Source organism: Mesorhizobium sp. P3_A8, assembly GCF_056402995.1.
The window spans coordinates 231672-257521 of the sequence record NZ_JBFUGI010000005.1 but is presented as its reverse complement, the minus strand read 5'-3'; the positions used below and the strand labels follow the sequence as shown (position 1 = coordinate 257521).

The following is a 25850-nucleotide window of genomic DNA, read 5'->3' as shown; positions in this document are numbered from 1 at the left end:
CGGAACGCGCCAAATCATGTCAATTGGGAAAATAATATCATGACAATATTTCCCATTCCGCACAATTTCGGAGCAATACTGGCTTAGATGGCAAGCAGCAGGTGCTCCGGATCGCCAAGCAACAGCTTGGTGACAACGCCGAGGCCGGCGCGCAGTTCCCCTTCGGTGGTCGACCCCAGCGAGATGCGAACCGCCGGATGCCAAGGTGCGTCGGAAATGCGGAAGGATGTGCCCGGCGCGATCGCCACGCCCTGCAGCCGGGCCTGGGCGACAAAGCCCTCCTCGGCACGGTCATCGGGCAGTTGCAGCCAGACATGCAGCCCGTCGCGGCGGGCGCGATAATCGATCCCGGCAAGCACCTCGGCGGCGATGTCCTGCCGCCGCCGAAGTGCGGCGCGCTGCCAGCGCACGAGTTCCATCGCCGTGCCGTCGGTCACCCATTTGGTGGCGATCTCAGCCACCAGCGGCGTTGCCATCCAGTTCGAGACCAGGTGCCGGTTGGCGACGGCGGCAACGTAGCGGTCGGGCGCCGCGAGATAGCCGATGCGCAAGCCAGGCACGGTGATCTTGGTGAAGGAGGTGACGTAGAGCGTGCGTTCCGGGGCAAAGGCGGCCACCGGCGGCGGCCGGTCCTCGACCAGCGGACCCAGCACATCGTTCTCGATGATGGCGATGTCATGCTTGCGCGCAACCGCGGCGATCTCGGCGCGGCGCCCAGCATCCATGAGGGTTGCCGTCGGATTGATCACCGAAGGCTGCACGAACACAGCGCGGATGTCGGAAAGCCGGCAGGCTTCGTCCAAGGCCTCCGGGATCAGGCCGTTGTCATCGATCGGCAGGCCTTCGAGGTTGAAGCCGAGATAGCGCGCCAGCGGCACCAGCGTGTGGTGGCCAATCGCCTCGGTGGCAACGGTCGAGCCCGGCGGCGCCACGCTCATCAGCGCCACCGTCATGCCGGCGGTGGCGCCGTTGGTCAGGCTGATGTTCTGCGCGGAGACATCGAGCCCGCACAATTTCAGCCATTCGACCGCCACGGCGCGGTGGCGCGGGAAGACCATGTTGGGCCGGAAAGACAGCGCCGAACTCGACGGCAGGTTCTCGGCCAGCCAGCCTAGCGCCTGTTTCAGCCGCTCCAGATGCATCGGCTCGCAGACCGGTTTCAGGATCGAGAGATCGATGACCTCGCCCAGGCGCTCGGGCAGATAGGGCGGCTCCGGCTCGCGGCGTTGCGTTTGCACGAAGCTGCCACGGCCGATCTCGCCTGAAATCAGGCCCCGCCGGATCAATTCCTCATAGGCGCGGCTGACCGTCTGCACCGACAGCTTGAGATCATCGGCCAGCCGGCGATGCGTCGGCAGCCGGGCGCCGTTGGCGAGGCGCCCGTCATGGATGGCGCGCGCGAACTGGTCGGCAAGCGACTGATAGGCCGGCCGCCGGATGAGCGCGGGATCGGGTTGCCACAATGTCATGACTCATTAGAGATCGAAATCAGTGCAATTGACAATCGAAATAATGCGCCATCATGGTACTGTGGACGAAAAAGTGGGCGCTGATGACTGCTGCGAAACTCGACCCGATCGACCTCAAAATCCTCGACGCCATCCAGCGTGACGGACGCATCACCAAGCTGGCGCTGGCCGAGCAGGTCGGGCTGTCGCCGACGCCTTGCTGGATGCGGCTGCGCAAGCTGGAGAAGGCCGGCATCGTCTCGGGCTATCACGCCCGCATCGCCATGCGCGTCGTGGCGCCGGTCGCCACCGTGCTGATGGAGGTGACGCTGGCCAGCCACCGCCAGGCTGATTTCGACCGCTTCGAGCGCGTCATCCGCGATATCCCCGAAATCGTCGCCTGCTGGTCGGTGGGCGGCGGCGTCGACTATGTGCTGAAGGTGATGGCGCGCGACATCGACGCCTACCAGCGGCTGGTCGACAGCTTGCTGGAGCGCGAAATCGGCATCGACCGCTACTTCACCTACATCGTCATCAAGACGGTGAAGGACGATATCGCACTGCCCATCGCCGACCTCTTGCCGGCGACGCCTTAGCGCCGGAGAGATCGCCTGCCCGATCGGTGCAATAGAGAGAGACTCTCTATCAGCGCGCTCCCAAACAGCCTCTCTGTCTGCTCGTGGTGGGTAGTCTTCCCGCATCAGACCGCACCGGGAGGCTTAGACCATGTCCGCGCATTTCGCCCGCTCGCATCGCCATGAGGCGCTCGACCGCCTCGCCGACCGCCGGCTGCTGCGCGAACTTGCCTATGTCGACGGGCACTGGACGGCGAGTGAGGCCGCCGAAAGCTTTGAAGTCACCGATCCGGCGACGGGAAGCACGGTCGCCTTCGTTGCCGCGCTGGATGCGCGGCAAACGACGAAAGCGATCGATGCCGCGGCGCGGGCCTTCCCGGCCTGGCGCGCGCTGCTGCCGCAGGAGCGGTCAAGAATTCTGCGAAAATGGTTCGAGCAGATCGTCGCTGCGAAAGACGATCTCGCTCTGCTGATGACGCTGGAGCAAGGCAAGCCGCTGCAGGAGTCGCTCGGCGAGATCGATTATGCCGCCTCCTTCGTCGAATGGTACGCGGAGGAAGCCAAGCGTTTGAACGCCGAGAGCGTCACCAGCCATCTGCCGAACGCGGAAATGATGGTGCGTCGAGAGCCGCTCGGCGTCGTCGGTGTCGTGACACCGTGGAATTTCCCCTCGGCGATGCTGACCCGCAAGGCGGCCGCCGCCCTTGCCGCCGGCTGCACCATTGTCGCGCATCCCTCCTCGGAAACGCCGCTGTCGGCGCTGGCGCTGGCTGAGCTCGGTGAGCGCGCCGGCCTGCCGGCAGGCGTTTTCAACATCGTCACCGGCAAGGCCGCGACGATCGTCGGCCGCATGTGCGAGGACCCGCGCGTCCGCGCCATGAGTTTTACGGGCTCGACCGAGATCGGCAGGCTGATCGCCGCCCAGAGCGCGCCGACGATGAAGCGGCTGGTGATGGAGCTTGGCGGCCACGCACCCCTCATCGTCTTTGGCGACGCGGATATCGACAAGGCGGTCAACATCGCCATCGATGCCAAATTCGCCACATCGGGCCAGGACTGCCTTGCCGCCAACCGCATCTATGTCCAGCGCCCGCTCTACGAGCGCTTCTGCACCGCCTTCGCCAGGCGCATCGAGGCGCTGCGGATCGGCAATGGCCTCGCCGACAAGATTGATATCGGGCCGCTGATGCATGAGCGCGCCGTGGCCAAGGTCGAGGAACAGGTCGCCGACGCCATCGCTCGGGGCGCACGTTGCGTCGCCGGCGGCAAGCGGCATCAGGCCGGGCCGCTGTTCTACCAGCCGACGCTGCTGGCCGATGTGCCCGATGAAGCGCTGATCATGCACGAGGAGACTTTTGGACCGGTCGCCGCCGTCACGCCTTTCGACAGCGAGGACGAGGTGATCGGGCGCGCCAACGCCACCGAATATGGCCTGGTCGCCTATGTCGTGACCGAGAATGGCGCCCGCCAGCAACGCATGGGCCGCGCGCTCGACTACGGCATGGTCGCCATCAACCGCGTCAAGATCACCGGCGCACCGATCCCGTTCGGCGGCGTCAAGCAGTCCGGCATCGGCCGCGAAGGCTCGCGCCACGGGCTCGAAGCCTTCACCGATCTCAAATATCTTTGCCTCGATGTAGCTTAAGCTACGCCGGAAACCGTCCCTTCGTCAGGAGTAAAAAATGCTCGACCAGTCCAACGAACTCGCCGCCTGGGATCGCGACCACTTCTTCCATCCCTCGACCCATATGGGCACGCATGCACGGGGCGAGAGCCCGACCCGCATCATGGCCGGCGGTGAAGGCGTCACCGTCTGGGATAACAATGGCAGGAAGAGCATCGACGCCTTTGCCGGCCTTTATTGCGTCAATGTCGGCTATGGCCGGCAGAAGATCGCCGATGCCATCGCCACCCAGGCAAGCAACCTCGCCTACTACCACGCCTATGTCGGCCACGGCACCGAAGCCTCGATCACGCTTGCCAAGATGATCATCGACCGCGCGCCGAAGGGCATGTCGAGGGTCTATTTCGGCCTCTCCGGCTCCGACGCCAACGAAACCAACATCAAGCTGATCTGGTACTACAACAATGTGCTGGGACGGCCGGAGAAGAAGAAGATCATTTCGCGCTGGCGCGGCTATCACGGTTCGGGCGTGATGACGGGATCTCTGACCGGGCTCGACCTTTTCCACAACGCTTTCGACCTGCCGCGCGCGCCGGTGCTGCACACCGAGGCGCCCTATTATTTCCGCCGCGCCGACCGCTCGATGAGCGAGGAGCAGTTTTCGCAACACTGCGCCGACAAGCTCGAGGAGATGATCCTGGCTGAGGGGCCCGAAACCGTCGCCGCCTTCATCGGCGAGCCGATCCTCGGCACTGGCGGCATCGTGCCGCCGCCGGCCGGCTACTGGGAAAAGATCCAGGCCGTGCTGAAGAAATATGATGTGCTGCTGGTCGCCGACGAAGTGGTCACGGGCTTCGGCCGGCTGGGCACCATGTTTGGCTCCGATCATTACGGCATCAAGCCGGATCTGATCACCATCGCCAAGGGCCTGACCTCGGCCTATGCGCCGCTGTCGGGCGTCATTGTCGCCGACAAGATGTGGCAGGTGTTGGTCGAGGGTTCCGACAAGCTCGGTTCGCTCGGCCATGGCTGGACCTATTCGGCGCATCCGATCTGCGTTGCCGCCGGCGTCGCCAATCTCGAACTGATCGACGAGATGGACCTGGTGACAAATGCTCGCGAGACCGGCGCCTATTTCCGCGCCGAACTGGCCAAGGCGGTCGGTGGCCACAAAAATGTCGGCGACGTGCGCGGCGACGGCATGCTGGCGGCGGTCGAGTTCGTCGCCGATCGGGATGACCGGGTGTTCTTCGACGCTTCGCAGAAGATCGGGCCGCAAGTGGCGACAGCGCTGGCCGCCAGCGGCGTCATCGGACGCGCCATGCCGCAGGGCGACATTCTTGGTTTCGCGCCGCCACTCTGCCTGACCCGGGAAGAAGCCGACATCGTCGTTTCGAAGACGGCCGATGCGGTGAAGAGCGTGTTTGCCAATCTCTGAGATCGACCGATGAATGCGATAACCGGCACCCTCCCCGCCACCATGGCCGCCGTGCTGCTCACCGGGCACGGCGGACCGGAAAAGCTCGTCTACCGCACTGATGTGAAAGTGCCCGCGCCTGCCCCTGGTGAGGTGCTGGTCAAGGTCAGCGCTTGCGGCCTGAACAACACCGATGTCTGGGTGCGCCAGGGCGCCTATGGCACGGAAGAGGACGCCGCCGCCGTGTCAACGTGGCGGCGGCAAGGCAACACGCTGACCTTTCCGCGCATCCAGGGCACCGACACGGTGGGGCACATCGTTGCCGTCGGCGAAGGTGTCTCACCTGAGCGCATCGGCGAACGGGTGATGGTCGACTTCTCCATCTACAATCGCGACGACGATTCACTGGCCGACATCGACTATATGGGCCATGGCCGCGATGGCGGTTACGCCGAATATCAGACCGTGCCGGCTGAGAACGCGCATGTCGTCGACACGGAGATGAGCGACGTCGAACTCGCCACTTTCTGCTGTGCCTATCTGACCGGCGAACAGATGCTGGAACGCGCCGGCTTGAAGGCTGGCGAGCGCGTGCTGGTCACCGGCGCCTCGGGCGGTGTCGGCTCCGGCATCGTGCAACTGGCGCGGGCGCGCGGCGCCATTCCCTATGCCGTTGTCGGCAAGGGCAAGGAACAGGCGGTGCTCGACATCGGCGCCGAGGCTGTCATCACCCGCGGCGTCGCCAACCTGCCGCAAGCCGTGAATGAGGCGACCGGCGGCAAGCCGATCGACGTCGTGGCCGACCTCGTCGGCGGCGCGATCTTCAACGACCTGCTGCGCATCCTGAGGCCTGAGGGGCGCTACACCACCGCAGGCGCGATCGCCGGCCCGGTCGTCCAGCTCGATCTCAGGACCATGTACCTCAAGCAACTGCAGCTGCATGGCTCGAGCCAGGGCACGCGTGCGGATTTCCGCCGCATCGTCGGCTACATCGAGGCAAAGAAAATCCGGCCGCTGGTGGGAGGCGTCTACAGGCTCTCCGATTTTCACCACGCGCAGGCCGATTTCATCGCCAAGGATTTTGTCGGCAAGCTGGTGGTGGTGCCCGACGCTGTCGCGGAGCGGTCGGCGTAGTTTCAGAAATCCAGGCATTCTCGCTTCTGCCCGCTGCCCCAATGGGAATGGCTTGCAGTCCAGCCGGCAAGCCGCCACAAACGGTGACGCCCGCCGCGCCGCTGGTCCGGGCCTCTGGTCACAGGATACAGGCGAGACATGACAGCACGGATGATATTGCTCGACGCCAAGCCACTCAGCGTGGCTGATGTCGCCGAGATCGCGCGGCGCAATGCCAGGCTGATGCTGGGCGAAGAAGCGATGCGCCGCATCCGGGCAAGCCGCGCCCTGATCGAGCATCTCACCGGGCTTGGCAAGCCGATGTACGGCGTCACCACAGGCCTCGGCGCCTGTGTCGACACCCCGCTCGCGCAGGCCGACCTGATCGCTTTCCAGCACAGCGTGCCGCTCAGCCACAGTATGGGCATCGGACCGGCGCTGCCCACCGAGGCGGTGCGGGCGATGATGACCGCGCGCATTTCAGGCATGGCCGCCGGCGGCACCGGCACCTCCGAGCGCGTGGTCATGGGCCTTGTGGCGGCACTGAACGCCGGCGTCCACCCGGTGATCCCGACCTGGGGCTCGATCGGTGCGGCCGACCTTGCCCATCTCGGTCATATGGCGAGGTCGTTACGCGGCGATGGCGAGGCGGAATTCCAGGGCCGGATCATGCCCTCCGCCGAGGCGCTTGCGCTCGCCGGGCTCGAGCCGCTCGATCTGCGCGAAAAGGACGGCCACGCCATCATCGTCGCCAACAGCCTGTCGACCGGAACGGCGTGCCTGTGCCTCGAAGATGTCGCCCATCTCATCGACTGGGCGCTGGCAGCGGTCGCTCTCAACTATGAGGCGTTCCGCTCTTCCCTCACCGCGATCGACGAACATGCGCTGGCAGCACGACCAGCCTTCGGCCAGCGCGAGATCGGCGCGCGGCTGCGCATGGAGCTGGCCGGAAGCGGCCTGTGGAAAGACAAGGCCGCGCGACGCCTGCAAGATCCGCTCAGCTATCGCTGCGTGCCCCAGGTCTGGGGTGGCCTGCTCAATGCGTTCGAACAGGCGCGGCTGGCGACCGAGATCGAACTGGCGCATTCGGGTGACAATCCCGTGATCCTGGCCAAGGGCGAACGGGTGATTTCCAATGGCAATTTCGACCTCACGGCGATGACGCTGGCCTTTGAACAACTCGGCCAGGCGCTCGCGCATTGCGCCGTCGGCACCGCCAATCGCTGCATGAAGCTGATGTCACCTGTTATCGCCGACCTGCCGCGCTTCCTGTCGGCCAGGGGCGGCAGCCGCCAGGGCTACGCGGAATTGCAGAAGCCGTTGTCGGCGTTGGAAGCCGAGATCCGGCATCTGGCCAATCCGATGTCGCTCAGCCCGCTCGCGGTTTCGGACGGCATCGAGGATCAGTCGTCGATGGCGCCCAGGGTGGTGGCCAAGACCGCCGAGATCATCGAGCGCATGCGCTATCTCGTGGCGATGGAACTGATCTTCGCGGCGACCGGCGTCGAGTTGCGCGGCGTCGTCGACAGCATGGGCGAAGGACCACAGCGCACCTTTGCCGCCGTGCGCGCACTCGTCAGCCCGCTTGACGACGACCGCGAGATGAGCACCGACATGACGCGGGTGGCGCGGATGGTGGCGGGACCAAGGGACTGAGCTGGTGCTCCCATCCGACGCTGCCGTTTTTAAATCGGCGGGAGCAGGCCGATATTATTGGTAAGGGCCTCTGAGATTCAGCTTCTCGGCCAGAAGGCAAAAACGGTCGAGCAGCCGGACGAGCTCCTCGCCCTGTTCGGCGACGATCGTGCCGCGCTCGGTGGGCGGCGTGTCAGAGAGGGCCTTCCACAACCGGCTTTGCCGATCGCAGACATCGGCCAGCTCGGAGCAGTCGCTGGCGGTCAATTTCAAAAGGTGATCCGCCGTCACCGGTCCGATGCCAGGGGGCGTTGTCGCTCCAAGCAAGAGATAGCCGGGCGGCAAGGTGCCTTTCGCATTGGTCACCAATTTGCGGCAGATGACATCGAACAGCTGATCGACAGCCTGTTTGGCGCCGGCAACGCGCGAAGGATGGTCCGTATCGGCGGCGGCGTGCGGCAGAAGTTCAAGTTTGTCGCCATGCCTCTCGACGAGGTCGAGATAGGGCAGCATCGGGCCGGAAAGTCTACCGGTCGAGGCATCCCTGAACAGGTCGGCATCTATGGCGGCATGGCGCAGATGCCCTGCATCCAGGGCGACGCCAAGGGCCGCAACGTCGACAAGCTCGCCGCGATCGTAGTTGACCAGCACCGCGCCCTTGTTCATGCGTGACAGGACCTCCGCGCCAATAAGCCCGGCATTGGCGTAGCGCCCGTTTTGCGCATCCTGCTTGCCCAATCCGACATGGACGCTGAGCACATCGGCGCCTTCAGCCGCGCCCTCGAGGTCCCCCGCAAAGGCGAAACCCTCAGCTTCCACCCAGTCCCGATGTCGCGGCCGCGCGTGAACCACCACGCGCATGCCGAAGGCGCGGGCGAGCTTGGCGACCTCGCGGCCGATATTGCCGTAGCCGATGACGGCAATCGTCTTGCCTTCGAGTTTTTCGGTCGGGAAATCGCGCAGTTCCCTGCCGGTGTCGAAGGCGCCGCGCGCCACCCGATCGTGCAGCAAGTCGACCGGGAGATCCGGCAGCACTTTCAAAATCGCCTTCATCACCATCTGCGCCGTGGCGCGGCTGTTGATGCCGGGCGTGTTCATCAGCACGGCGGTGCCACCCTCGCCGCTGCCGCCGCCCCAGGAGCGAGACCCCATATTGCCGGTACCAGCGCCGATCCGCACGCCGGCGATCGGAAAAATGGCCTCGGCCGGCAGGAAGGTCGCGGCGGCAATGACGGCGTCATAGCGTCCGTCACCCGCGGCTTCGATCAGTTCTTCGCGGGTGCTGAGGTCCGGCTGGTAGAAGAAATGCACCCGGCCCCGTTCGAGGCTCGCTTTGTCGCCAAGTGCTGCCGCGTGGAAGCGGCCGCCCTTGGCCTCGATATGGGCGCGCACTTCGCTCGGGTCAGGCTTGCCGTCGGGTCCAAAGCGCAGGCCGACCAGGTCGCAGATCAGCACGGCGTAGACGCGCTGCGGGTCGATCGGCTCCACGGCCTGTAGGCTGGTGTTTGCGGTCACGTCGTTTCCCTCATGCAAGAACGGTAGGCCCGCTGCGGCAGCAGCCTGAACAATCAGAACCTATCCGCCCGGAAGGGCGTCAGATCGATCACCGGCGGCAAACCGGCGGCGAGTTGCGACACGATCTAGAGGCTGGGTCCCAGCTCGATCGGGCTGCCGTCGCTGAACCGGGATTGACGGAACCTGTGAAGATCATGTCCGATCTCGTTTCCCTGGACGAGGTCGGACACGACGCGGCCCATCCCAGGCCCGATGCCGAAGCCGTGGCCACTCATCCCGGTGGCGATGACGAGACCTGGAATCTCGGCGGCACGATCAACGATCGGCACGACATCTGGCATCGCATCGATCATGCCCGCCCAGACCGCCTTGAGCGGCACTGTCTTGAATTGCGGGAAAAGGGCCCTGAATTCGCGGTCGATATCCCGCAGCGCCGAGGCTTTGGCGGCGGGATTGAGGATGCGCATCCGTTCGAACGGGCTTTCCTCGTCCGCGTTCCACTTGCGTGGGGTTGACCAGCCGTCCGGAAACCCTCGCGGCGCCGCCGGCAAATAGTGGGTGCCAAAAGGATTGGCCATCAGGGCGGAAACATATTTGCGCGCGTGACGAAGAGCGTCAGGCCCGACATAGAGCTGATTGGAGCCTCCCGCTGCGAGCGTGTAGCCGCCATCCTGCCGGCGCCGGAATGCGATATGGTCGTCGGCGACGGCACCCGCATGGATTTCGGGCATGGGTCCGGTCGCGGCGACAGTCGCCCTGACGCTGAGCTGCGGGATGGAGACTCCGTGTGCACGCAGAAAGAGCGACGTCCACGCACCACTGGCGACGACAGCGTTCGAGGTGGCGATACGCCCCTGCTCGGTCCAGACGCCGCTGATGCGTCCCGCCGATATGTCGAGCATACGCGCCGCACAATTCTCGATGATCGTGACGCCCTGCCGGGCGGCCAGCCGAGCCAGCGCCGGCACCGCGACCCAGGGCTCGGCGCGCATGTCCGATGGGGTGGTCATTGCGCCCTTGAAGGAGCGCGACATGGCCGGGATCAGCCTGGCTGTCTCGCCTTGGTCAAGGAGACGCGTGTCGACCCCGTGGGTCTCAGCGATCTTCAAGAACCTCGCGAAACCGGCCATCTCCTTGTCCGTCCGCGCCAGATAGGTGACGCCCGTCTGCCTCAGCTCGACGTCTTCGCCGCATTCCTCGGCCAGTTGACGCCAGAGGCGTTGCGCTTCGATCACAACAGGCAGTTCAGCGGCATCGCGACCTTGCTGTCGGATCCAGCCCCAGTTGCGCGACGATTGCTCGCCGGCGATGCGCCCCTTTTCCAGCAATGTCACCGAAATGTTGCTTCGCGCCAGGAACAGGGCCGTGGTCACGCCGATGACACCACCGCCGATGACCACAACCTCCGAAGCCTTCGGCAACGGCGCTTGGAACTGGATCGGCATGGTTTCGGTGAAGGGAAAATTTGTCAAAGAAGACTGCCCTCTTGCTATTCATGGCCGCGCCAGCCCGCGCTGCCGGACCGAACGCTTCCGTGGAATGTCGGCGCTGCGTGACAGAACTGATAGGGGGTCGAGCTGGAGAATCTGCGCGTCAATGCAATAGAATTGGTTATGCCAGCGAATGCCATTGGCGGCACCACCTTTCAGGCACAGTGCGATGCCGCCATTGGCCCCTTGAAGGGTCAAGTCGGACACGCGTAACATCGGACCATCAGAACTGAGTCTGTTTCATTCGTCCGGGCTAATGTCCGGATTGGACTGGATATTTTCCTTGGCAATGGATGCAAAAGGCGGCGCGGCGAAGCGCGGCAAATCGTTTGCCCATGTGGCGGAAGCCTCCTGGGGCAAGGGCCTCAGCACCTTGCTGCGCATTGTGCGCATGACGCTGCGCCATCCCTGGCAGGTCGCCATCACCCTGGTCTCGACCTTCATCGCCGCGACGCTGCAGCTTTTCATCCCACGCCTGCTGGGACACGCCATCGACCAGGCGCAAGGCGTGATGGCCGCAGGTGCCGGCACCGCCGCCGAACAGGCGCTGTGGCACACAGCGCTGACCTTGCTGGTGGTCAGCATCCTGCGCGGCCTCTTCACCATGGCGCAGAACTACTATGGCGAGGCCGTCGGCCACCGGACCGGCTATGAACTGCGCCTGGCTTTCTACGAGAAGATCCAGCGCCTGAGCTTTTCCTACCACGACAAGGTCCATACCGGCGACCTGATCACGCTCGGGCTGCTCGATCTCGACGGCGTGCGCATGTTCTTTTCCACCGGCATCCTGCGCGTGGTGCTGCTCGGCGTGCTGATCGGCGTCGGCGCCTATCTCCTGATCAGCACCGATCTGGTACTCGGTCTGCTCAGCCTGAGCTTCGTGCCTTTCGTCGCCTGGCGCTCCTCGGTGACCCAGTTGAAGTTGCGCAGCACCTGGCTGACGCTGCAGGAGCGGCTGTCGGTGCTCAGCCGGGTGATGGACGAGAATCTCGGCGGCATCCGTGTCGTGCGCGCCTTCGCGGCGCAGCGGCATGAGCTCAAAAAATTCGACCGTGCCAAGCAGGATGCGCTGGAGCTGGCCAACGAGCGCGTCGACATCCGCGTCTCCAACACCGGCGCCATGAATTTTTCCTTCCTGGCGGCCATGGGCTTGGTGCTGTGGTTCGGCGGCCAGAAGGTGATTGCGGGCCAGATCAGCGTCGGCACGCTGGCCCAGTTCCTCACCTTCATGACCATCCTGCAGATGCCGGTGCGCCAGCTCGGCCTGATGGTCAACTCGTTCGCGCGCGCCTCGACCTGCGGCACGCGACTGTTCGAACTGCTCGACACCGAACTCGACATCAAGGACGCACCCGATGCCAGGGAACTCGTCATCACCGAGGGCGTGCTGCGCTTCGACAATGTCGGCTTCCGCTATGAGGGCGCGGGCGACCGCCCGACCCTGTCCGGCATCTCCTTCGAGGCGAGGCCCGGCGAGACGATCGGCATTGTCGGCCCGCCGGGCAGCGGCAAGTCGACCATCGCGCACCTGATCCCGCGCTTCTACGATGTGACGTCGGGCGCGATCACCATCGACGGGCAGGATATCCGTCACGTGACGCTGCAATCGCTGCGCAAGGTGGTCGGCGTCGTGCAGCAGGACGCCTTCCTGTTCACCACCTCGATCGAGAACAACATCGCCTATGGCAATCCCTGGGCACGCGAGACGCGCATCGGACAGGCAGCCGAGTATGCCCAGCTGCACAACTACATTATCGGGCTTCCGGCGGGTTATACGACGGTGGTCGGCGAACGCGGCGCGTCGCTTTCCGGCGGCCAGCGGCAGCGCCTGACCATCGCGCGCAGCCTGATGCTGCGGCCATCGGTCCTGGTCTTCGACGATTCCACCGCGGCCATCGATGCCGGCACCGAGCAGCGCATCCGCGCGGCGATGAAGCGCTTCGCCAGGGATCGCGTTACGCTGATCATCTCGCACCGGCTGAGTTCGCTGATGCATGCCGACCAGATCCTGTTCGTCGAAGGCGGCCGCATCGTCGAGCGCGGCACGCATGAGGAGTTGCTGGCGCTCGGCGGCCGCTATCGCGCGCTTTACGACCTGCAGTTGCGGCCGGACGACGACCGGCTCGAGGGAGCCGCATGATGTCGACGCAGAACGACGACGAGAAGGACGACAAAAGCGGACGGCCGACCAAGGCGGTCGTCGGGTCGCATCGCGACGAGGAAGAGGTTTTCGGCAAGGCCTATGATCCGCGTATCGTGCGGCGCATCTGGAGCTTCGTCAGCCCTTATCAGGGCCGGATCTTCATCTCGGTCGCGGCGGTTCTGGTGTTCACTCTGACCCAGCTCGCGATCCCGCTGGTCATCCGCTACGCCATCGACCACGGCATGGCGCCGGGCAAGCTCGACCGTTCGGTGATGATCTGGGCAACCGGCATCTTCGCGGTGATTATCCTGATCAACTACGCCGTCAGCCACGTGCAGGAAAGCGTCGTCGGCAAGGTGGCCGAGAATGTGCTGTCCGATTTGCGCCGCGCCATGTTCAGCCATCTGCAGCGGGTGTCGCTCAGCTTCATGGACAAGACCGAGGTCGGCCGGCTGATGTCGCGCCTGCAGGGAGACGTCAATTCGATGCAGGAATTCCTCGAAACCTCAGTCATGTCGGTGGGCGACATCGTGCTGCTGTTCGGCATCGTCAGCGTCCTGCTGTGGCTCGATTTCCGGCTCGGGCTCTTGACGCTGTCGACCATGCCGGTGCTGTTCATCGTGCGCCTGTTCTGGCTGCCGCGCGCCAAGGTCGCCTTCATGGCCGCGCACGAGACCAACTCCATCGCCAATGGCGCGCTGGCCGAAGGCATCCATGGCGTGCGCACCGTGCAGAGCCTCGAACGCCAGCACGTCAATTTCGACCTCTATGACGAGAAGGTGCTGGCCAATCTCAACGCCCATCTGCGGTCGGCGAGATATGCCCAGGTGATGGTGCCGATCGTCGACACGCTGACCGGCATAGCCATGGCGACGGTCATCGTCGTCGGCGGTTCGATGGTGCTGTCGCACAGCCTCGACGTCGGCGTCATGGTGGCGTTCCTGTTCTACATCCAGCGCTTCTTCGACCCGATCCGCTCGCTCACCATGCAGTACAGCGTCATGCAGCGCGCCATGGCTTCAGGCCAGCGCATCTCCGAAGTGCTCGACGTGCCGGTGGATGTCAGCGACAAGGACAATGCGGTGGCGCTGTCGCGCGACACCGACGGCTCGGTCGAATTCAAGAACGTCACTTTCGGCTACCGACCGAACCAACCGGTGCTGAAGAACATCTCCTTCCGCGTCAATCCGGGCGAGACGGTCGCCCTTGTCGGCCCGACCGGATCTGGCAAGTCGAGCTCGATGGCGCTGGTGCACCGCTTCTACGATGTCTGGTCAGGCGAGGTGCTGGTCGGCGGGCATGACGTGCGCGACCTAACGCAGGATTCGCTCGGCGACCAGGTGGCCATGGTGCTGCAGGAGCCGTTCCTGTTCTCCGGCACGGTGCTGGAAAACATCCGTTACCACAAGACCGGCGCCAGCCGGGAGGAAGTGGTGCGTGCGGCACAGGCCGTCGGCGCGCATGACTTCATCGAGCAACTGCCTGATGGTTACGACACCGAACTCGAGCAGCGCGGCGGCAACCTCTCGCTCGGCCAGCGCCAGCTGATCAGTTTTGCACGCGCTCTGGTGGCCGACGCCAAGATCCTGGTGCTCGACGAGGCCACGGCCAGCATCGATTCCTACACCGAGATGCTGATCCAGAAGGCGCTGATCAAACTGCTGGAGGGTCGCACCGGGCTGGTCATCGCCCATCGGCTGGCCACCATCCGTGGCGCCGACCGCATCATCGTGCTGCAGAATGGCGAGATCGTCGAAAGCGGCAACCACGAACAGCTGATGCAGAAGAAGGGCCTCTACGCCCGCCTCTACAACATGAACTACGCTTCGTTCGACGACATTTCGCAGGAAGAGATGGGCATGGACGCGGCGGTCGGCAAAGCGACGTGAGGGGTGCCGGCAGGGTTCGAACCGAACGGAGCCTGCCCCGCCTGAGAGGGCCTATTTGCTGGATCCCCTGACATGACCGCTGACCTGCACGCCATCCTCGGCACGCAGGTACAGGAATCCGGGAATGGAGATCAGCGGGATGATCGCGGTCAGCAGGAACACCTGGTGAAAGCGTTCCGGCGTGAGCACGTGGGTCTCCCCTGCAATCAGGCCCAGCACCATGGCGGCGATCGAAACACCCAGCGAAACGCTGAGCTGCTGCAGAACGCCGCCAAGGCTGGTGGCGCGGCTGAGTTTTTCGCCCGGCAGATCGGCATAGGACAGGGTGTTGGAGGTCATGAACTGCGCTGAACGGATGATGCCGAACAGGAAGACGTAAACGCCGATCATCCAATGCGGTGTATCGGCCCCGATCAGGGCAAAACCCGCGACCGCAGCGGAACCAACGACCGCACTGCCGATCAGCACGACACTGAAGCCGAAGCGGCGCAGCAGCGGCGACAGCAGCGGCCGCATCAGCAAAGCGCCGAAACTGCCGACGAAGGTCAGCGAGCCTGAGGTGACCGGGCTCATGCCGAAGCCGACCTGCAGCATCAGCGGCAGCAGGAACGGCACGCCGTTGAGGCCGACGCGGCACAGGCCGCCGGCGAGTGTGCCGACCCAGAAGGAGCGAAATCGAAACAGCGTCAGGTCGACGGCCGGCGCCACGACGCGGCGCGCATAACGCCCGAAGGCGAGCAGCAGCATGACGGACGCGGCCAACACCAGCACCGTGGCTGAAACGGGAATGATCGGCCGGCCGATGTTTTCCAGCCCGAATTGCAGCAGCGCCACGCCGAACCCCACCATCAGGAATCCCGGGACGTCGAAGCGCTGTACCGCTTCCTCGTGGAAATCGTCGACAAAGCGCAGCGCCGCCAGAATGCCGATGCAGCCGAACGGCACGTTGACGTAGAATATCCACCGCCACGACGCGTAGGTGGTGAGCACGCCGCCAAGCAGCGGCCCGATGACCGGCCCCATGATGGCGGGCAAGGTCATGTAGGTCATGGCGGTGATCAGTCCGCTGCGCGGAAAGCTGCGCAGCAGGATCAGCCGACCGACCGGCGTCATCATGGCGCCGCCCAGCCCCTGCAGCGCGCGCATCGCCAAAAGCATGCCGAAACTGTTGGCCATGCCGCACAGGGCCGAGCCAAGGGTGAAGGTGAACAGCGCCAGCGCGAACACCCTTCGCGCGCCGAACCTGTCGGCGAACCAGCCGCTGACGGGAATGAACACGGCAAGCGTCAAAATGTAGGTGGTGATCGCAAGGTTGAGCCGGACCGGTGTCGTGTCGAGACTTTGCGCGATGGCCGGGATCGCGGTGGTGATGATGGTGGAATCGAGCTGCTCCATCAGAAAGGCGATGGCGACGATAACAGGGATGATCAGCCTCAGCCGCGGATCGCGCTCGGTGGCAAATTGAGGTTGTTCCAATGCTGCGGCCAATTCCGTCATGCGAGCGGCTTGTAGTCTCTAGCCAAAGTGGCGCATCCCCGTCCAAAGGCAAGATTGCCCTACGTGCCAGCCAGCCGGAGCCTGATCGCACGGCCGTCTTATGGTCCGACAAACAGGTTGGGGGTAGTCATTTCGACCCGCCGGAAGTCAACAAATCTTGACCGGCGCCGTGAATTGACGCGGCACCGGCCAGACCAGAGACGCCATCCAACGTCGCCCAAGGACGCCGCACAGTTCAGCGAGCGTCCGTCCCGGTTTCGTGAAAGAACGTGTCCGGCGACGGACGGCTTTCCTCCCCATATCTCTGGAACGGAAAGGAGATATTCCCATGAAAAGACAACTCGTATTTATCAGCACCATCCTGCTGACCCTGGCCACGAGCGCGGTCCCGTTTGCTACTATCGCCGATGCCGCCGTCGTCAGGCACCACTTTGTCCAACTCACCGCTGCGCATGGCGGCCATGCGAACGGTGGATATGGAGGCCACGGCGGCTGGGTTGGCGGCGGTTGGACTGCCGAGAATTCGTCCACCGGCAATGGCCGGATGGACAGCTACTACAATGGCTACGGCAGTTACCATGGCGACGTCGGCGACTTCTGCGGAACCATCGCCTGGACGCTCGATCTGTGCGGTCCCCACGGCCCGTGATTGCTGACCGCACCCGCCGACCCGCGCAGGACAGCCCGCCCCGGATATTCCGGGACGGCTGCGGTCGTCATTCCGCCCAACGCCAGTCGACGCTCCGTCCCGATTTCGTGAAGGAACGTGTGCAGTGAGAAGGCCGTTTTTCTCCCATGCGCAAGTGTCGCAAAACAAACAGGAGTAACGCTCATGAACAGGCAATTCGTATTCGCAAGCTCGATCGTGCTGGCCTTGGCGGCCGGCACGACTTCATTCGCAACCACGGCCGACGCCGCGTTCGTCAGGCACAACAGCGGCGGCCATGCCATGGGTCATTTCCGCGGCGGTCATTTCGATGGCGGGCATCGATACGCCTTTCACCGCGGATACGGACACGGTCGCCACTGGGCCGGCGGCGGCTGGCGAGGCGGCGGCTATTACGGCGGCTACTATGATTATTGCGGACCGGTCCAGCTGGCGCTCGGACTCTGTGTCCCGTACCGGCCCTATTACTATGGTCCGTTCGGAATCCTCTGATCTCTATCCGGCCATGGCATCCGCTCAGGTGCCATGGCTCCGTTGGAACCAGCAGGGTGCCCGGATGCTACGCCATTTCGGGACGTCTTGACGCTTCGCGGATCGCCTTGTGCACGCCGCGCTGCAAATCCATGAAGGCCGGGGTTTCCATCACCTCTTCCCGGCGCGGGCGCTCGATGTCGACATTGAAAGTCTGCATGATGCGTCCCGGGCCGATCCCCATGACGACGATGCGGTCCGACAGATAGACTGCCTCCTCCACGTCGTGCGTGACGAAGAGCACGGTCAGCCTGTGCTCTTCCCAGATCTGGGTTAGCAGTTCCTGCATCTGGTGGCGGGTCAGAGCATCGAGCGCGCCGAAGGGCTCGTCCATCAGCAGCATCTTGGGCCGATAGGACAGCGCGCGCGCAATGGCGACGCGCTGCTTCATGCCGCCCGACAGTTCGGACGGATAGCGGTCGGCGCTCTGCGACAGCTTGACGAGGTCGAGATGCTCGAGCGCAATCTCGCGGCAGGCCGCGCGATCGTAGCCGGCGGCCTTGAGGGCGAACTCGATGTTCTGCCGCGCCGTCAGCCAGGGAAGCAGCGTGTAGGACTGGAAGACGACGCCACGGTCGAGACCCGGCTGCAGGATCGGCGCGCCATCGATGCTGAGATCGCCGGCGTCGAAATCCTGCAGTCCGGCAACGATCGACAGCAGCGTGCTCTTGCCGCAGCCCGACGTGCCGACCAGCGAGACGAACTCATTGTCGGCAAGATCGAGGTTGATGTCGCGCAGCACTTGCGTGCGCCGGTCGCCGGTGCCGAAGCTCTTGTCGAGACCGGCGATGCGCAATTTGGGAACAGTCATCGGCGGTTCCTCATTGCGAGTGGCCATCCTGCCGGAACAGCACCTTTTCCAGGGCCTTCATGACCTGATCGGTGATGAGGCCGAGCAAGCCCAGCAGAAGGATGTACCCAATGATGGTGTTGGTCTGGAAATAGCGCTGCGACACGGTGATGCGATAGCCGAGCCCGGACGTAGCCGCGACAAGCTCGGCCAGAACCAGCCAGGTCCATGCCCAGCCGAGGCTGATGCGCAGCGTATCCCAGATGCCCGGCAGAGCGCTGGGCACGACGATGCGCGTCAGGATCTTGCGATCCGGCAGGCCGAGCGTGCGGCCAAGGCCGATGAAATCGGCGGGAACTCGTTTCACATTGTCCATGATCATCAGCACCTGCTGGAAGAAGGTGCCGATGAAGATGATCAGGAATTTCTGCGTGTCGCCGGTGCCGGCCCACAGGATGGAAAGCGGCACGAAAGCAACAACCGGCATATAGCGGATGAAATCCACCAGCGGCTCGATGGCCGCCTCCCAGGAGCGGAAACTGCCGATCAGCACGCCGATCGGGATCGACAGAGCCGAGGCGATGAGGAAGCCGATGGAAATGCGGTACGCCGAGGCTCTGAGGTCCAGCCACAGTGTGCCGTCCATCGCGAGCTTGGCGATCTGCGTCGCGACGCTGCCGGGCGACGGCAGGAAGATCGGCTTCACCCATTCGAGCCCGGTCGCCGCCCACCAGGCAAGGCCAAGCCCGACAAAGACGGCCACCGCGATCATCAAGAAACGCGACCTGGCGATAGGCACGCCGATCCCGGAGGATCGGCGGCGCCTGGCTTGCTTTGTGGCCGCCTTTGGCGCGCGGCGCGCCAAGCCGGTTTTCGCGGGCGGCTCTGCGGACATCTGCGTTACCACCGCGATCCGGCCGTTGTCATTCCGCCGCCTTGACGAAGGACGGGTCGATCATCTGCTCCGGCGTCACGTCGGCCTGCAGCAGCTTGGCGTTCTTGGCGGCCGCTTCGACATCGGCGAAGGTCTTGGTGGTGAAATCACCGGTGAGCGCCGTCTTGTTTTCGGCGAGCGAGTAGTAGCGCACGCCGTCGAAGGCGGTGTTCAGGTCCTTGACGTCGGAACCGACCGCCTTGGCGATGATGGCGCGGCCGCCAGGGGTGTCGGCATTGTAATCCTTGAGCGCGGCGTCCCAGCTCTTGATCATGGCCAGCACCTGGCCGGGCCGCGACTTGATCACCTCGTCGCGCACCACCAGCACGTCGCTGATCAGGCCGGGATCCTCGCCGGCGGTGAACAGCAGCTTGACGTCCTTGTTCTGCGCCATGGCGACGGTGAGGTACGGCTCGTAGGTGACCGCGACCGGAACCTGACCCGCGATCAGCGCGCCGCCGGCGTCGGACGCCGGCATCGGAACGGCTTTCACATCGTCGATCGACATGCCGTTCTTGGAGAGCGCGTATTTGAGCAGGATGTCACTCGTCGTGCCTTCCTCGAAAGCAACCTGCTTGCCCTTGAGGTCCTTGATGGAGGTGACGTCCTTACCGGCGATGATGGCGTCGGCCGTCATCGAGACATCGAGCAGCAGCACGATCTTCACCGGCAGGCCGGCGGCGACCATGCCCATCGCCGTATGGGTCGCGATGTTGGCGGCGTCGAGCTGGCCGCTGGCGAGCGCGGCGTTGATGTCCTTGTCCTCGGCGAAATTGACGATCTGAACGTCCGACAGGCCGTTCGTCTTGAACAGGCCCTTGGCGTCGGCGACGTGCCACTGGCCATAGCCAAGCCAGGGCTCGATGCCGATCTTGAACGATCCTGCCTCGGGCGTCGTGGGAATGGCCGCATCGGCCGCGTGGGCCACTGGCGCGGCGGCGAGCCCGACGGCGGCGGCCATCACGAGCGCGCGAAATTGTCCTGCTAGGTTACGCATCATCTAGTTCCCCTTGATGATCAGACCGCTTTTTTACCCAGGCATCCGGTCTGGTGAGACTGTGGGGTTCTGCTCTCGCGGCACTGTGCCCCGGCGTCTTGCCCACCACTTCATGGTGAAGTGCAGGGATATTTCAGCGTCAGCGGGAACGGATGTCAAGGCTAAAATACATACATGCATATACAAGTTGGACTGACATAAATTTCCTGCCAATTCGACCCATCAGCCTCCCGCCATCTGTCACGCAATCGCCCGTTGCCGTCAGTTGGGCTTGGAGGGGGAATAGCGGCTGCCGAGCGAGTAGCGGCTGCCGACATAAGTCAGCTTGCTGATGGTGGCGACGATCGCGCCCGTCCATGTCCGTCGGTGCAGAAACAGGCAGCAGCTGCCGACATCGATGCTCAGATGCCGCGCCGTCTCCGCGTCGGCCGGGATGGCGGAGATGATGTGCTCGACCTCGGTCACCGGGGTTTTCTGCATGAGGTAGTCGTAGGTCGCCGTCTTCGAAAAATCCTGCTTGTCGTAGTCGGGGATCAGGCTCGGATTGACGAAGCGCTCTTCCAATTGCACCGGCAAATCGTTCTCGAAATTGACGACGACCGAATGATAGATCGAGACCCGCTTCGGGAACTCGAACGACAGCGCGAGCTCCTTGGTTGGCGTGATGGTTTCCAGCACGAGCACTTCGGAGCGATGCCGGTTACCGCGCTCGACGATCTCGGCCGCGATGTTGTTGATCTCGATCAGCGTCGATTGCGGCCTGGGCGGCGCGATGAACGTGCCCACACCTTGCAGCCGGATCAGGAATCCCGCCGCGGTCAGTTCCCGCAAGGCGCGGTGAACCGTCATCCGCGATACACCCAGCGAGGCCACCAGCTCGTTTTCGGAGGGCAGCTTGCGGTCCTTGCCCCACCGGCCCGATCCGATGTTGGTCAGGATGTAGTCCTTCACCTTCTCGTAGAGAGGGCTCGCCGTATCGGGCAACTCGATCATTTCAAAGTCCTTTCCGGCAATTTATCGGAAATCACGCCGGCTCAACAGGTTGCCGTATGCGGATGATTGTTTTCAAGCCGTCGCTTTGCCCCGCCAACAACCGCTCATAGGCAGCCGGTATCTCGTCGAGGCCGATCTCGCGATCGATCAGGGCGAGCAGCGGCTCGCTCAATTCACCCAGCATTCGCACGGCGTCGGGCAGTTCGTCGGCGAAGGCATGGCATCCCAGCAGCGCGATTTCGCGTTCGACCAGAAGATTGGGATCGATGTCGAGACGGCCGTGGAAGATGCCGACCATCGCCACCGCGCCGCCGGAATCGAGAATGCCGAGCAGCTGGGTGAATGCGGCGATGCTGCCGGTCGCCTCGACGGCGGCCAGCAAGGGGGCATTGGCGGTCGCGGCGGCAATGGCGTCGCGGTCGAGGTCGACAATTGTTGCCCCGGTCACCCGCGACACGCGGGCGCAGCGCGCCTGGTTGCGGTCGGCGACAAGCACGGTGCCGGCGAAGCTTCGCGACAGCAGCAGCGCGGCAAGACCACCGATCGGCCCGCAGCCGACGACAAGCACCGAGCCTGCCGTCTTCGGCAGACGCCGCACCGCATGCAGCGCAACGCTGAGCGGCTCGGCCATCGCCGCGACCCGCTCGTCAAGCGCCGGATCGACGACATGCAGCAGACGCGCGGGCAGCACCGCCTGTTCGGCGAAGCCGCCGTCGCAGACTTCGCCGACGAAGCCCAGCGAAGTGCAGAGGTGCCGCCTGCCGGCCCGGCATTGCGCGCAGTGCCCGCACCAGAAACGGGAATCGGCAACCACCCTGTCGCCGACGGCGACGGTGTCGACGCCCTCGCCGAGCGCGACCACCGTGCCGGTCAGCTCGTGGCCGGCCGTCGAAGGCGACCGGCTTATCCATTGGCCGGTGCGGAAATTGTGCAAGTCCGAACCGCAAATGCCGGCGGCATCGACCCTGAGCTTCACCCAGCCCGCATCCGGGATGCCCGGCGAAGCGATATCCTCGACGCGCAGATCGCCAGGTCCATAAAGCCGTGCCGCCTTCATCGCGATCGTCTCCGCTCAGCCGGCGAGGTAGCGGTCGCGGATCTCCGAGACCGCGTTTTCGTGCGAGCTGAAACCCTCGTAGCGGGCGAGCCTGCGGGCATGCATCGCCAGTTCCGGATAGGCGGCGGAAGTGACATAGCCGACCGACGAGCGCTTGACGAAATCCGTCACCGAGAGCGGGCCATAGGTCCGCGCCCAGCGGCTGGTCGGCAGCACGGCGTTCGGCCCAAGGACGAAGTTGGCAAGGGTCACCGGCGTATGCGGGCCCATCAATATCTCGGCCGCCTCGGTGATGTGCCCGAGATGCGCGAACGGCTCCTTCGACAGGATTTCGAGATGTTCGGGCGCATAGTCGTTGATGAAGCGGTAGCTGTCTTCCAGCGACGCGGTCAGCACGATGCCGCCGCGCTTGCCGGTCAGCACCGCGCGCGAGAATTCCACGCGCTGTTCGGTCATCCGCGACCAGTGTTCTGGAAGTGCTGCTAGCGCTGCTTCGGCAACCTTGCGGCTGTGCGTCACCAGATAGGCCGAGGAATCCGGCCCGTGCTCGGCCTCGATCAAAAGATCAAGCGCGGCAAGGCCGCCGTCGACACTGTCATCGGCAAAGATGATGGCTTCCGACGGGCCGGCCGGCAGGCCGGTGTTGATGATCGACGACAGCACGCTCTTGGCCGCGACCACCCACGGGCTGCCCGGGCCGACGATCTTGAGCGCGGGCTTCACCGTCTCGGTGCCGTAGGCGACGGCGGCGACGGCCTGGGCGCCGCCGCATTTGTAGACGGCGCTGACGCCGGCGAGGCGCGCGGCGACGAGGGTCGCCGCATCCACCGAACCGTCCGCTGTTGGCGGCGTCACCATGGCTATCTGCGGCACGCCGGCGATGACAGCCGGAACCGACGTCATCATCGTCACCGACGGAAAGGCGCCCTTGCCGCGCGGCACGTAGAGCGCGACGGACGCGATCGGCGTGTAGCGGTCGCCGGCATAGGCGCCCGGCCGGACTTCCTTGAGCCACATGGTTTCCGGCTTCTGCTCCTCGTGGAAACGCCTGATGTTGTCGATGCCGAAGCTGATGCTCTCGACAACATCCTTTTCGACCTTGTCGAATGCCGCGTCGAACTCGGCCTCCGAGACCTTCAGTCCGCCCTCAGCCACATTGGCCTTGTCGAGTTCCCTGGCGAAGCGGATCAAAGCGGCGTCACCCTCGTCTTTGACGGCCTGGATGATCGGGCGGACCTTTTCGACGAAGACCGACAGATCGGCCTCGGCGCGTTTCAGCAGATTGGCCCGCTGGGTGGCATCGAGCGATGACAGATCGTGGAAGCTGATGTCGGACATGGGTATTCCTCTTTGCTAGAACGCAACGTGCCAGCCGGTCACAGTGCGGAAGATTTTGATTTCGAACCTATGGCGAGCCGCCTCAGATCGATGCGAGAAAACCGCCATCCACCGGAATGGACTGGCCGGTTATGTAGGCTGCCGCATCCGAGGCAAGGAACACGGCAACGCCGTGCAGGTCTCGTAGATCGCCGAAACGGTGCTGCGGGATCTTGGCCAGCATCGACTGCTGCCATGCCTCGTTGCTGTAGAACACATCCGTCATCGCCGTCCTGAAATAGCCCGGAGCGATGGCGTTGACCCGGATGCCGAGATCCGCCCACTCCACTGCCAGCGCCCGCGTCATGCCGAGCAGGCCGGACTTCGACGAGCCATACGGCACCGCGGTCGGAATGCCGACTTCTGAAGTCAGCGAACAGAGATTGATGATGGCGCCGGGCCGGCCGGCTTCGCGCATCTGCCGCGCCGCCGCCTGGGCGCAGAAGAACGCGCCCTTGAGATTGGTATCGACGATCCGGTCCCACAACGCCTCGTCGACATCGAGCGAGGGTCGGACCTCTTCTATTCCGGCATTGTTGACGAGAATGTCGAGACCGCCAAGCAGGCTCGCGGCCTCGGCGGTGGCGGCCCGGCAACGGCCGACATCGGTGACGTCGAGGGCAACGGCATGCGCCACCCCGCCAGCCGCACGGATCGCCGCTATGATCTCCTCGAGGGAGGCCAGACTGCGCGCGGTCACCGCGACATCGGCGCCGGCCGCGCTCAGAGCCTCGGCAATGCTGCGGCCGATGCCTCGGCTGGCGCCGGTAACCAGCGCCTTCCTGCCGGCGAGATCGAACAGAGAAGCATTGCGCATGTGATCCTCCTTGCCGGTGTCGGTTCCCGCTTCGATGTCGAGACTATCAGATCAAGTTACATATACAAGCATATACAAACCATTTCGGCTACGCTACTCCTGACAAAAATTCGCCGCATCAGCGCGCCCATCGGTGACCTGGCTTGCCCCGGGACGATGCCGCGAAACCCGGCATTTGAGAACCCGGCCGAAGACGGAAGTCGATCGGCCAACCGCAGAGGAGCCCGCTCGTGTCGAAAGCTTCAGACATGGTCCGAACCGAAGTCACGCGCCTGTCGCCCTACAATTCCGGACTGACCATCGCCGAGGTCATGCAGCGATACGCGCCAGTCAGGATCGCCAAGCTGGGCTCGAATGAAAACCCGCTTGGCCCGAGCCCGACACTCGCCACGATGATGCAGGCCGGCGCCGAGATGTTCCGGCTCTATCCGGATCCGGCCGGGCGCGAGCTGCGCCAGGCCATCGCCGCCAGATATGATGTCGGCGAGGACCAAATCATCCTCGGCAATGGCTCGGAGAATCTTCTCTCCGTCATCAGCCGTGCCGTGTTGCGGCCCGGCGATACGGTCGTCACCCTTTATCCGTCATTCCCGCTGCATGAGGACTATGCAACGCTGATGGGCGCGACCATCAACCGCGTGGCCGTCAATGACGATCTCACCATCAACGCTGACGCCCTGATCGAGGCGGTGCGCGAACGGCCCCGCATGCTGCTGTTTTCGAACCCGATGAACCCGGTCGGCAGCTGGCTCTCCGGCGGTGACCTGTCGCGGGTGCTGGACGCAGTCGGGGACGAGACGCTTGTTGTCATCGACGAAGCCTATGCCGAATATGCCGAGGGCGACGACTATGCCTCGTCCCTGCCTGACCTCGGCAAGCGCGACCGGTCCTGGATCGTGCTGCGGACTTTTTCCAAAGCGTTCGGGCTTGCCGGATTGCGCATCGGCTTCGGTATCGTCGGTGACCCGGAATTGCGCGCGCTGCTCGACCGGGTGCGCACGCCGTTCAACGCCAATGGCGTTGCGCAGGCCGCAGCACTCGCGGCGCTCAAGGATAAGGAACACCTCGCCAAGGTCGTCGCGCTGGCCAAGGCGGAGAGAGCCCGTGTCGAGAATTTCCTGACGAGCAAGGGCCTCGAAGTCGCCCCTTCGCGAGGCAATTTTCTGTTCTTCAACTGCCGGCAAAATGCCTCCGCCTTCGCCGAGGGCCTGCTGCGTGAAGGTGTCATTGTCAAACCCTGGAAGCAGGAAGGTTTCGACAGCTATGTGCGCGTCAGCATCGGCTCGCCATCGGAGAACGACCACTTCATGGCCGCCCTGACGCAACTGTTGTGATTTCCCA

The 25850-nt window shown here is 64.2% G+C and carries 21 protein-coding genes; 10 read left to right on the top strand and 11 right to left on the bottom strand.

The features are described 5' to 3' along the window. Positions 1 to 83: 83 nt before the first annotated feature. Positions 84 to 1469 (bottom strand): MocR-like ectoine utilization transcription factor EhuR, encoded by a 1386-nt coding sequence (gene ehuR / locus AC1DX4_RS14265; RefSeq protein ID WP_477220906.1) that lies wholly within the window; start codon positions 1467 to 1469, stop codon positions 84 to 86. An 83-nt stretch (positions 1470 to 1552) separates the two neighbouring features. On the opposite strand from ehuR, the gene AC1DX4_RS14260 reads away from it, so the two are divergent. From AC1DX4_RS14260 to AC1DX4_RS14240, 5 genes are all read left to right on the top strand, one after another. After that, positions 1553 to 2044, top strand: coding sequence for an Lrp/AsnC family transcriptional regulator (locus AC1DX4_RS14260; protein ID WP_477220905.1), 492 nt, complete (start codon positions 1553 to 1555; stop codon positions 2042 to 2044). A gap of 130 nt (positions 2045 to 2174) precedes the next feature. Then, a complete protein-coding gene (locus AC1DX4_RS14255; protein WP_477220904.1) occupies positions 2175 to 3668 on the top strand; it encodes an NAD-dependent succinate-semialdehyde dehydrogenase in 1494 nt (497 codons plus the stop codon). Positions 3669 to 3705: 37 nt separating this feature from the next. Then, entirely contained in the window at positions 3706 to 5085 is a 1380-nt protein-coding gene (locus tag AC1DX4_RS14250; RefSeq protein ID WP_477220903.1) for an aminotransferase, read from the top strand. Between the two features lie 9 nt (positions 5086 to 5094). Next, the gene (locus tag AC1DX4_RS14245; protein WP_477220902.1) at positions 5095 to 6198 is read left to right on the top strand and encodes an alcohol dehydrogenase family protein; all 1104 of its coding nucleotides are present in this window, start codon (positions 5095 to 5097) and stop codon (positions 6196 to 6198) included. Positions 6199 to 6336: 138 nt separating this feature from the next. Beyond that, on the top strand, positions 6337 to 7833 hold the full coding sequence (locus AC1DX4_RS14240) for an HAL/PAL/TAL family ammonia-lyase (protein ID WP_477220901.1): 1497 nt from the start codon (positions 6337 to 6339) through the stop codon (positions 7831 to 7833). Positions 7834 to 7887: 54 nt separating this feature from the next. On the opposite strand, the gene AC1DX4_RS14235 is transcribed toward AC1DX4_RS14240, so the two are convergent. Both AC1DX4_RS14235 and AC1DX4_RS14230 read right to left on the bottom strand, forming a co-directional pair. Beyond that, positions 7888 to 9327, bottom strand: coding sequence for an NAD(P)-dependent oxidoreductase (locus tag AC1DX4_RS14235; protein WP_477220900.1), 1440 nt, complete (start codon positions 9325 to 9327; stop codon positions 7888 to 7890). 125 nt (positions 9328 to 9452) lie between these two features. Continuing rightward, positions 9453 to 10799 (bottom strand): NAD(P)/FAD-dependent oxidoreductase, encoded by a 1347-nt coding sequence (locus AC1DX4_RS14230; protein ID WP_477220899.1) that lies wholly within the window; start codon positions 10797 to 10799, stop codon positions 9453 to 9455. A 307-nt stretch (positions 10800 to 11106) separates the two neighbouring features. Between AC1DX4_RS14230 and AC1DX4_RS14225 the strand changes: the two genes are divergently transcribed. Together AC1DX4_RS14225 and AC1DX4_RS14220 are read left to right on the top strand one after the other, a co-directional pair. Next, positions 11107 to 12957, top strand: coding sequence for an ABC transporter ATP-binding protein (locus AC1DX4_RS14225; protein ID WP_477221093.1), 1851 nt, complete (start codon positions 11107 to 11109; stop codon positions 12955 to 12957). Further along, entirely contained in the window at positions 12957 to 14849 is a 1893-nt protein-coding gene (locus tag AC1DX4_RS14220) for an ABC transporter ATP-binding protein (RefSeq protein ID WP_477220898.1), read from the top strand. The genes AC1DX4_RS14225 and AC1DX4_RS14220 overlap by 1 nt, the downstream gene beginning before the upstream one ends. Before the next feature lie 51 nt (positions 14850 to 14900). Here the strand turns inward: AC1DX4_RS14220 and AC1DX4_RS14215 are convergent, their stop codons facing one another. After that, complete coding sequence (locus tag AC1DX4_RS14215; RefSeq protein ID WP_477220897.1) at positions 14901 to 16325, bottom strand: DHA2 family efflux MFS transporter permease subunit; 1425 nt, start codon at positions 16323 to 16325, stop codon at positions 14901 to 14903. Positions 16326 to 16674: 349 nt separating this feature from the next. Here AC1DX4_RS14215 and AC1DX4_RS14210 point away from each other — a divergent pair, with 349 nt between their 5' ends. Together AC1DX4_RS14210 and AC1DX4_RS14205 are read left to right on the top strand one after the other, a co-directional pair. Next, positions 16675 to 16995, top strand: a complete 321-nt coding sequence (locus tag AC1DX4_RS14210) for a hypothetical protein (RefSeq protein WP_477220896.1) — start codon at positions 16675 to 16677, stop codon at positions 16993 to 16995. 183 nt (positions 16996 to 17178) lie between these two features. After that, complete coding sequence (locus AC1DX4_RS14205) at positions 17179 to 17505, top strand: hypothetical protein (RefSeq protein WP_477220895.1); 327 nt, start codon at positions 17179 to 17181, stop codon at positions 17503 to 17505. A gap of 67 nt (positions 17506 to 17572) precedes the next feature. Here AC1DX4_RS14205 and AC1DX4_RS14200 read toward each other — a convergent pair whose 3' ends face one another. The 7 genes from AC1DX4_RS14200 to AC1DX4_RS14170 all read right to left on the bottom strand — a co-directional run bounded on the left by AC1DX4_RS14200 (position 17573) and on the right by AC1DX4_RS14170 (position 24509). Continuing rightward, complete coding sequence (locus AC1DX4_RS14200; protein WP_477220894.1) at positions 17573 to 18355, bottom strand: ABC transporter ATP-binding protein; 783 nt, start codon at positions 18353 to 18355, stop codon at positions 17573 to 17575. A 10-nt stretch (positions 18356 to 18365) separates the two neighbouring features. Continuing rightward, entirely contained in the window at positions 18366 to 19229 is an 864-nt protein-coding gene (locus AC1DX4_RS14195; protein ID WP_477220893.1) for an ABC transporter permease, read from the bottom strand. 28 nt (positions 19230 to 19257) lie between these two features. After that, complete coding sequence (locus AC1DX4_RS14190) at positions 19258 to 20265, bottom strand: ABC transporter substrate-binding protein (protein WP_477221092.1); 1008 nt, start codon at positions 20263 to 20265, stop codon at positions 19258 to 19260. Between the two features lie 261 nt (positions 20266 to 20526). Further along, positions 20527 to 21258, bottom strand: a complete 732-nt coding sequence (gene hutC, locus AC1DX4_RS14185) for a histidine utilization repressor (RefSeq protein ID WP_477220892.1) — start codon at positions 21256 to 21258, stop codon at positions 20527 to 20529. Between the two features lie 31 nt (positions 21259 to 21289). Beyond that, on the bottom strand, positions 21290 to 22315 hold the full coding sequence (locus AC1DX4_RS14180) for a zinc-dependent alcohol dehydrogenase (protein WP_477220891.1): 1026 nt from the start codon (positions 22313 to 22315) through the stop codon (positions 21290 to 21292). A 15-nt stretch (positions 22316 to 22330) separates the two neighbouring features. Next, positions 22331 to 23653 (bottom strand): histidinol dehydrogenase, encoded by a 1323-nt coding sequence (gene hisD / locus AC1DX4_RS14175; protein WP_477220890.1) that lies wholly within the window; start codon positions 23651 to 23653, stop codon positions 22331 to 22333. An 82-nt stretch (positions 23654 to 23735) separates the two neighbouring features. Continuing rightward, the gene (locus tag AC1DX4_RS14170; RefSeq protein ID WP_477220889.1) at positions 23736 to 24509 is read right to left on the bottom strand and encodes an SDR family NAD(P)-dependent oxidoreductase; all 774 of its coding nucleotides are present in this window, start codon (positions 24507 to 24509) and stop codon (positions 23736 to 23738) included. Positions 24510 to 24739: 230 nt separating this feature from the next. Between AC1DX4_RS14170 and AC1DX4_RS14165 the strand changes: the two genes are divergently transcribed. Beyond that, positions 24740 to 25843, top strand: coding sequence for a histidinol-phosphate transaminase (locus AC1DX4_RS14165; protein ID WP_477220888.1), 1104 nt, complete (start codon positions 24740 to 24742; stop codon positions 25841 to 25843). Positions 25844 to 25850 lie beyond the last annotated feature (7 nt).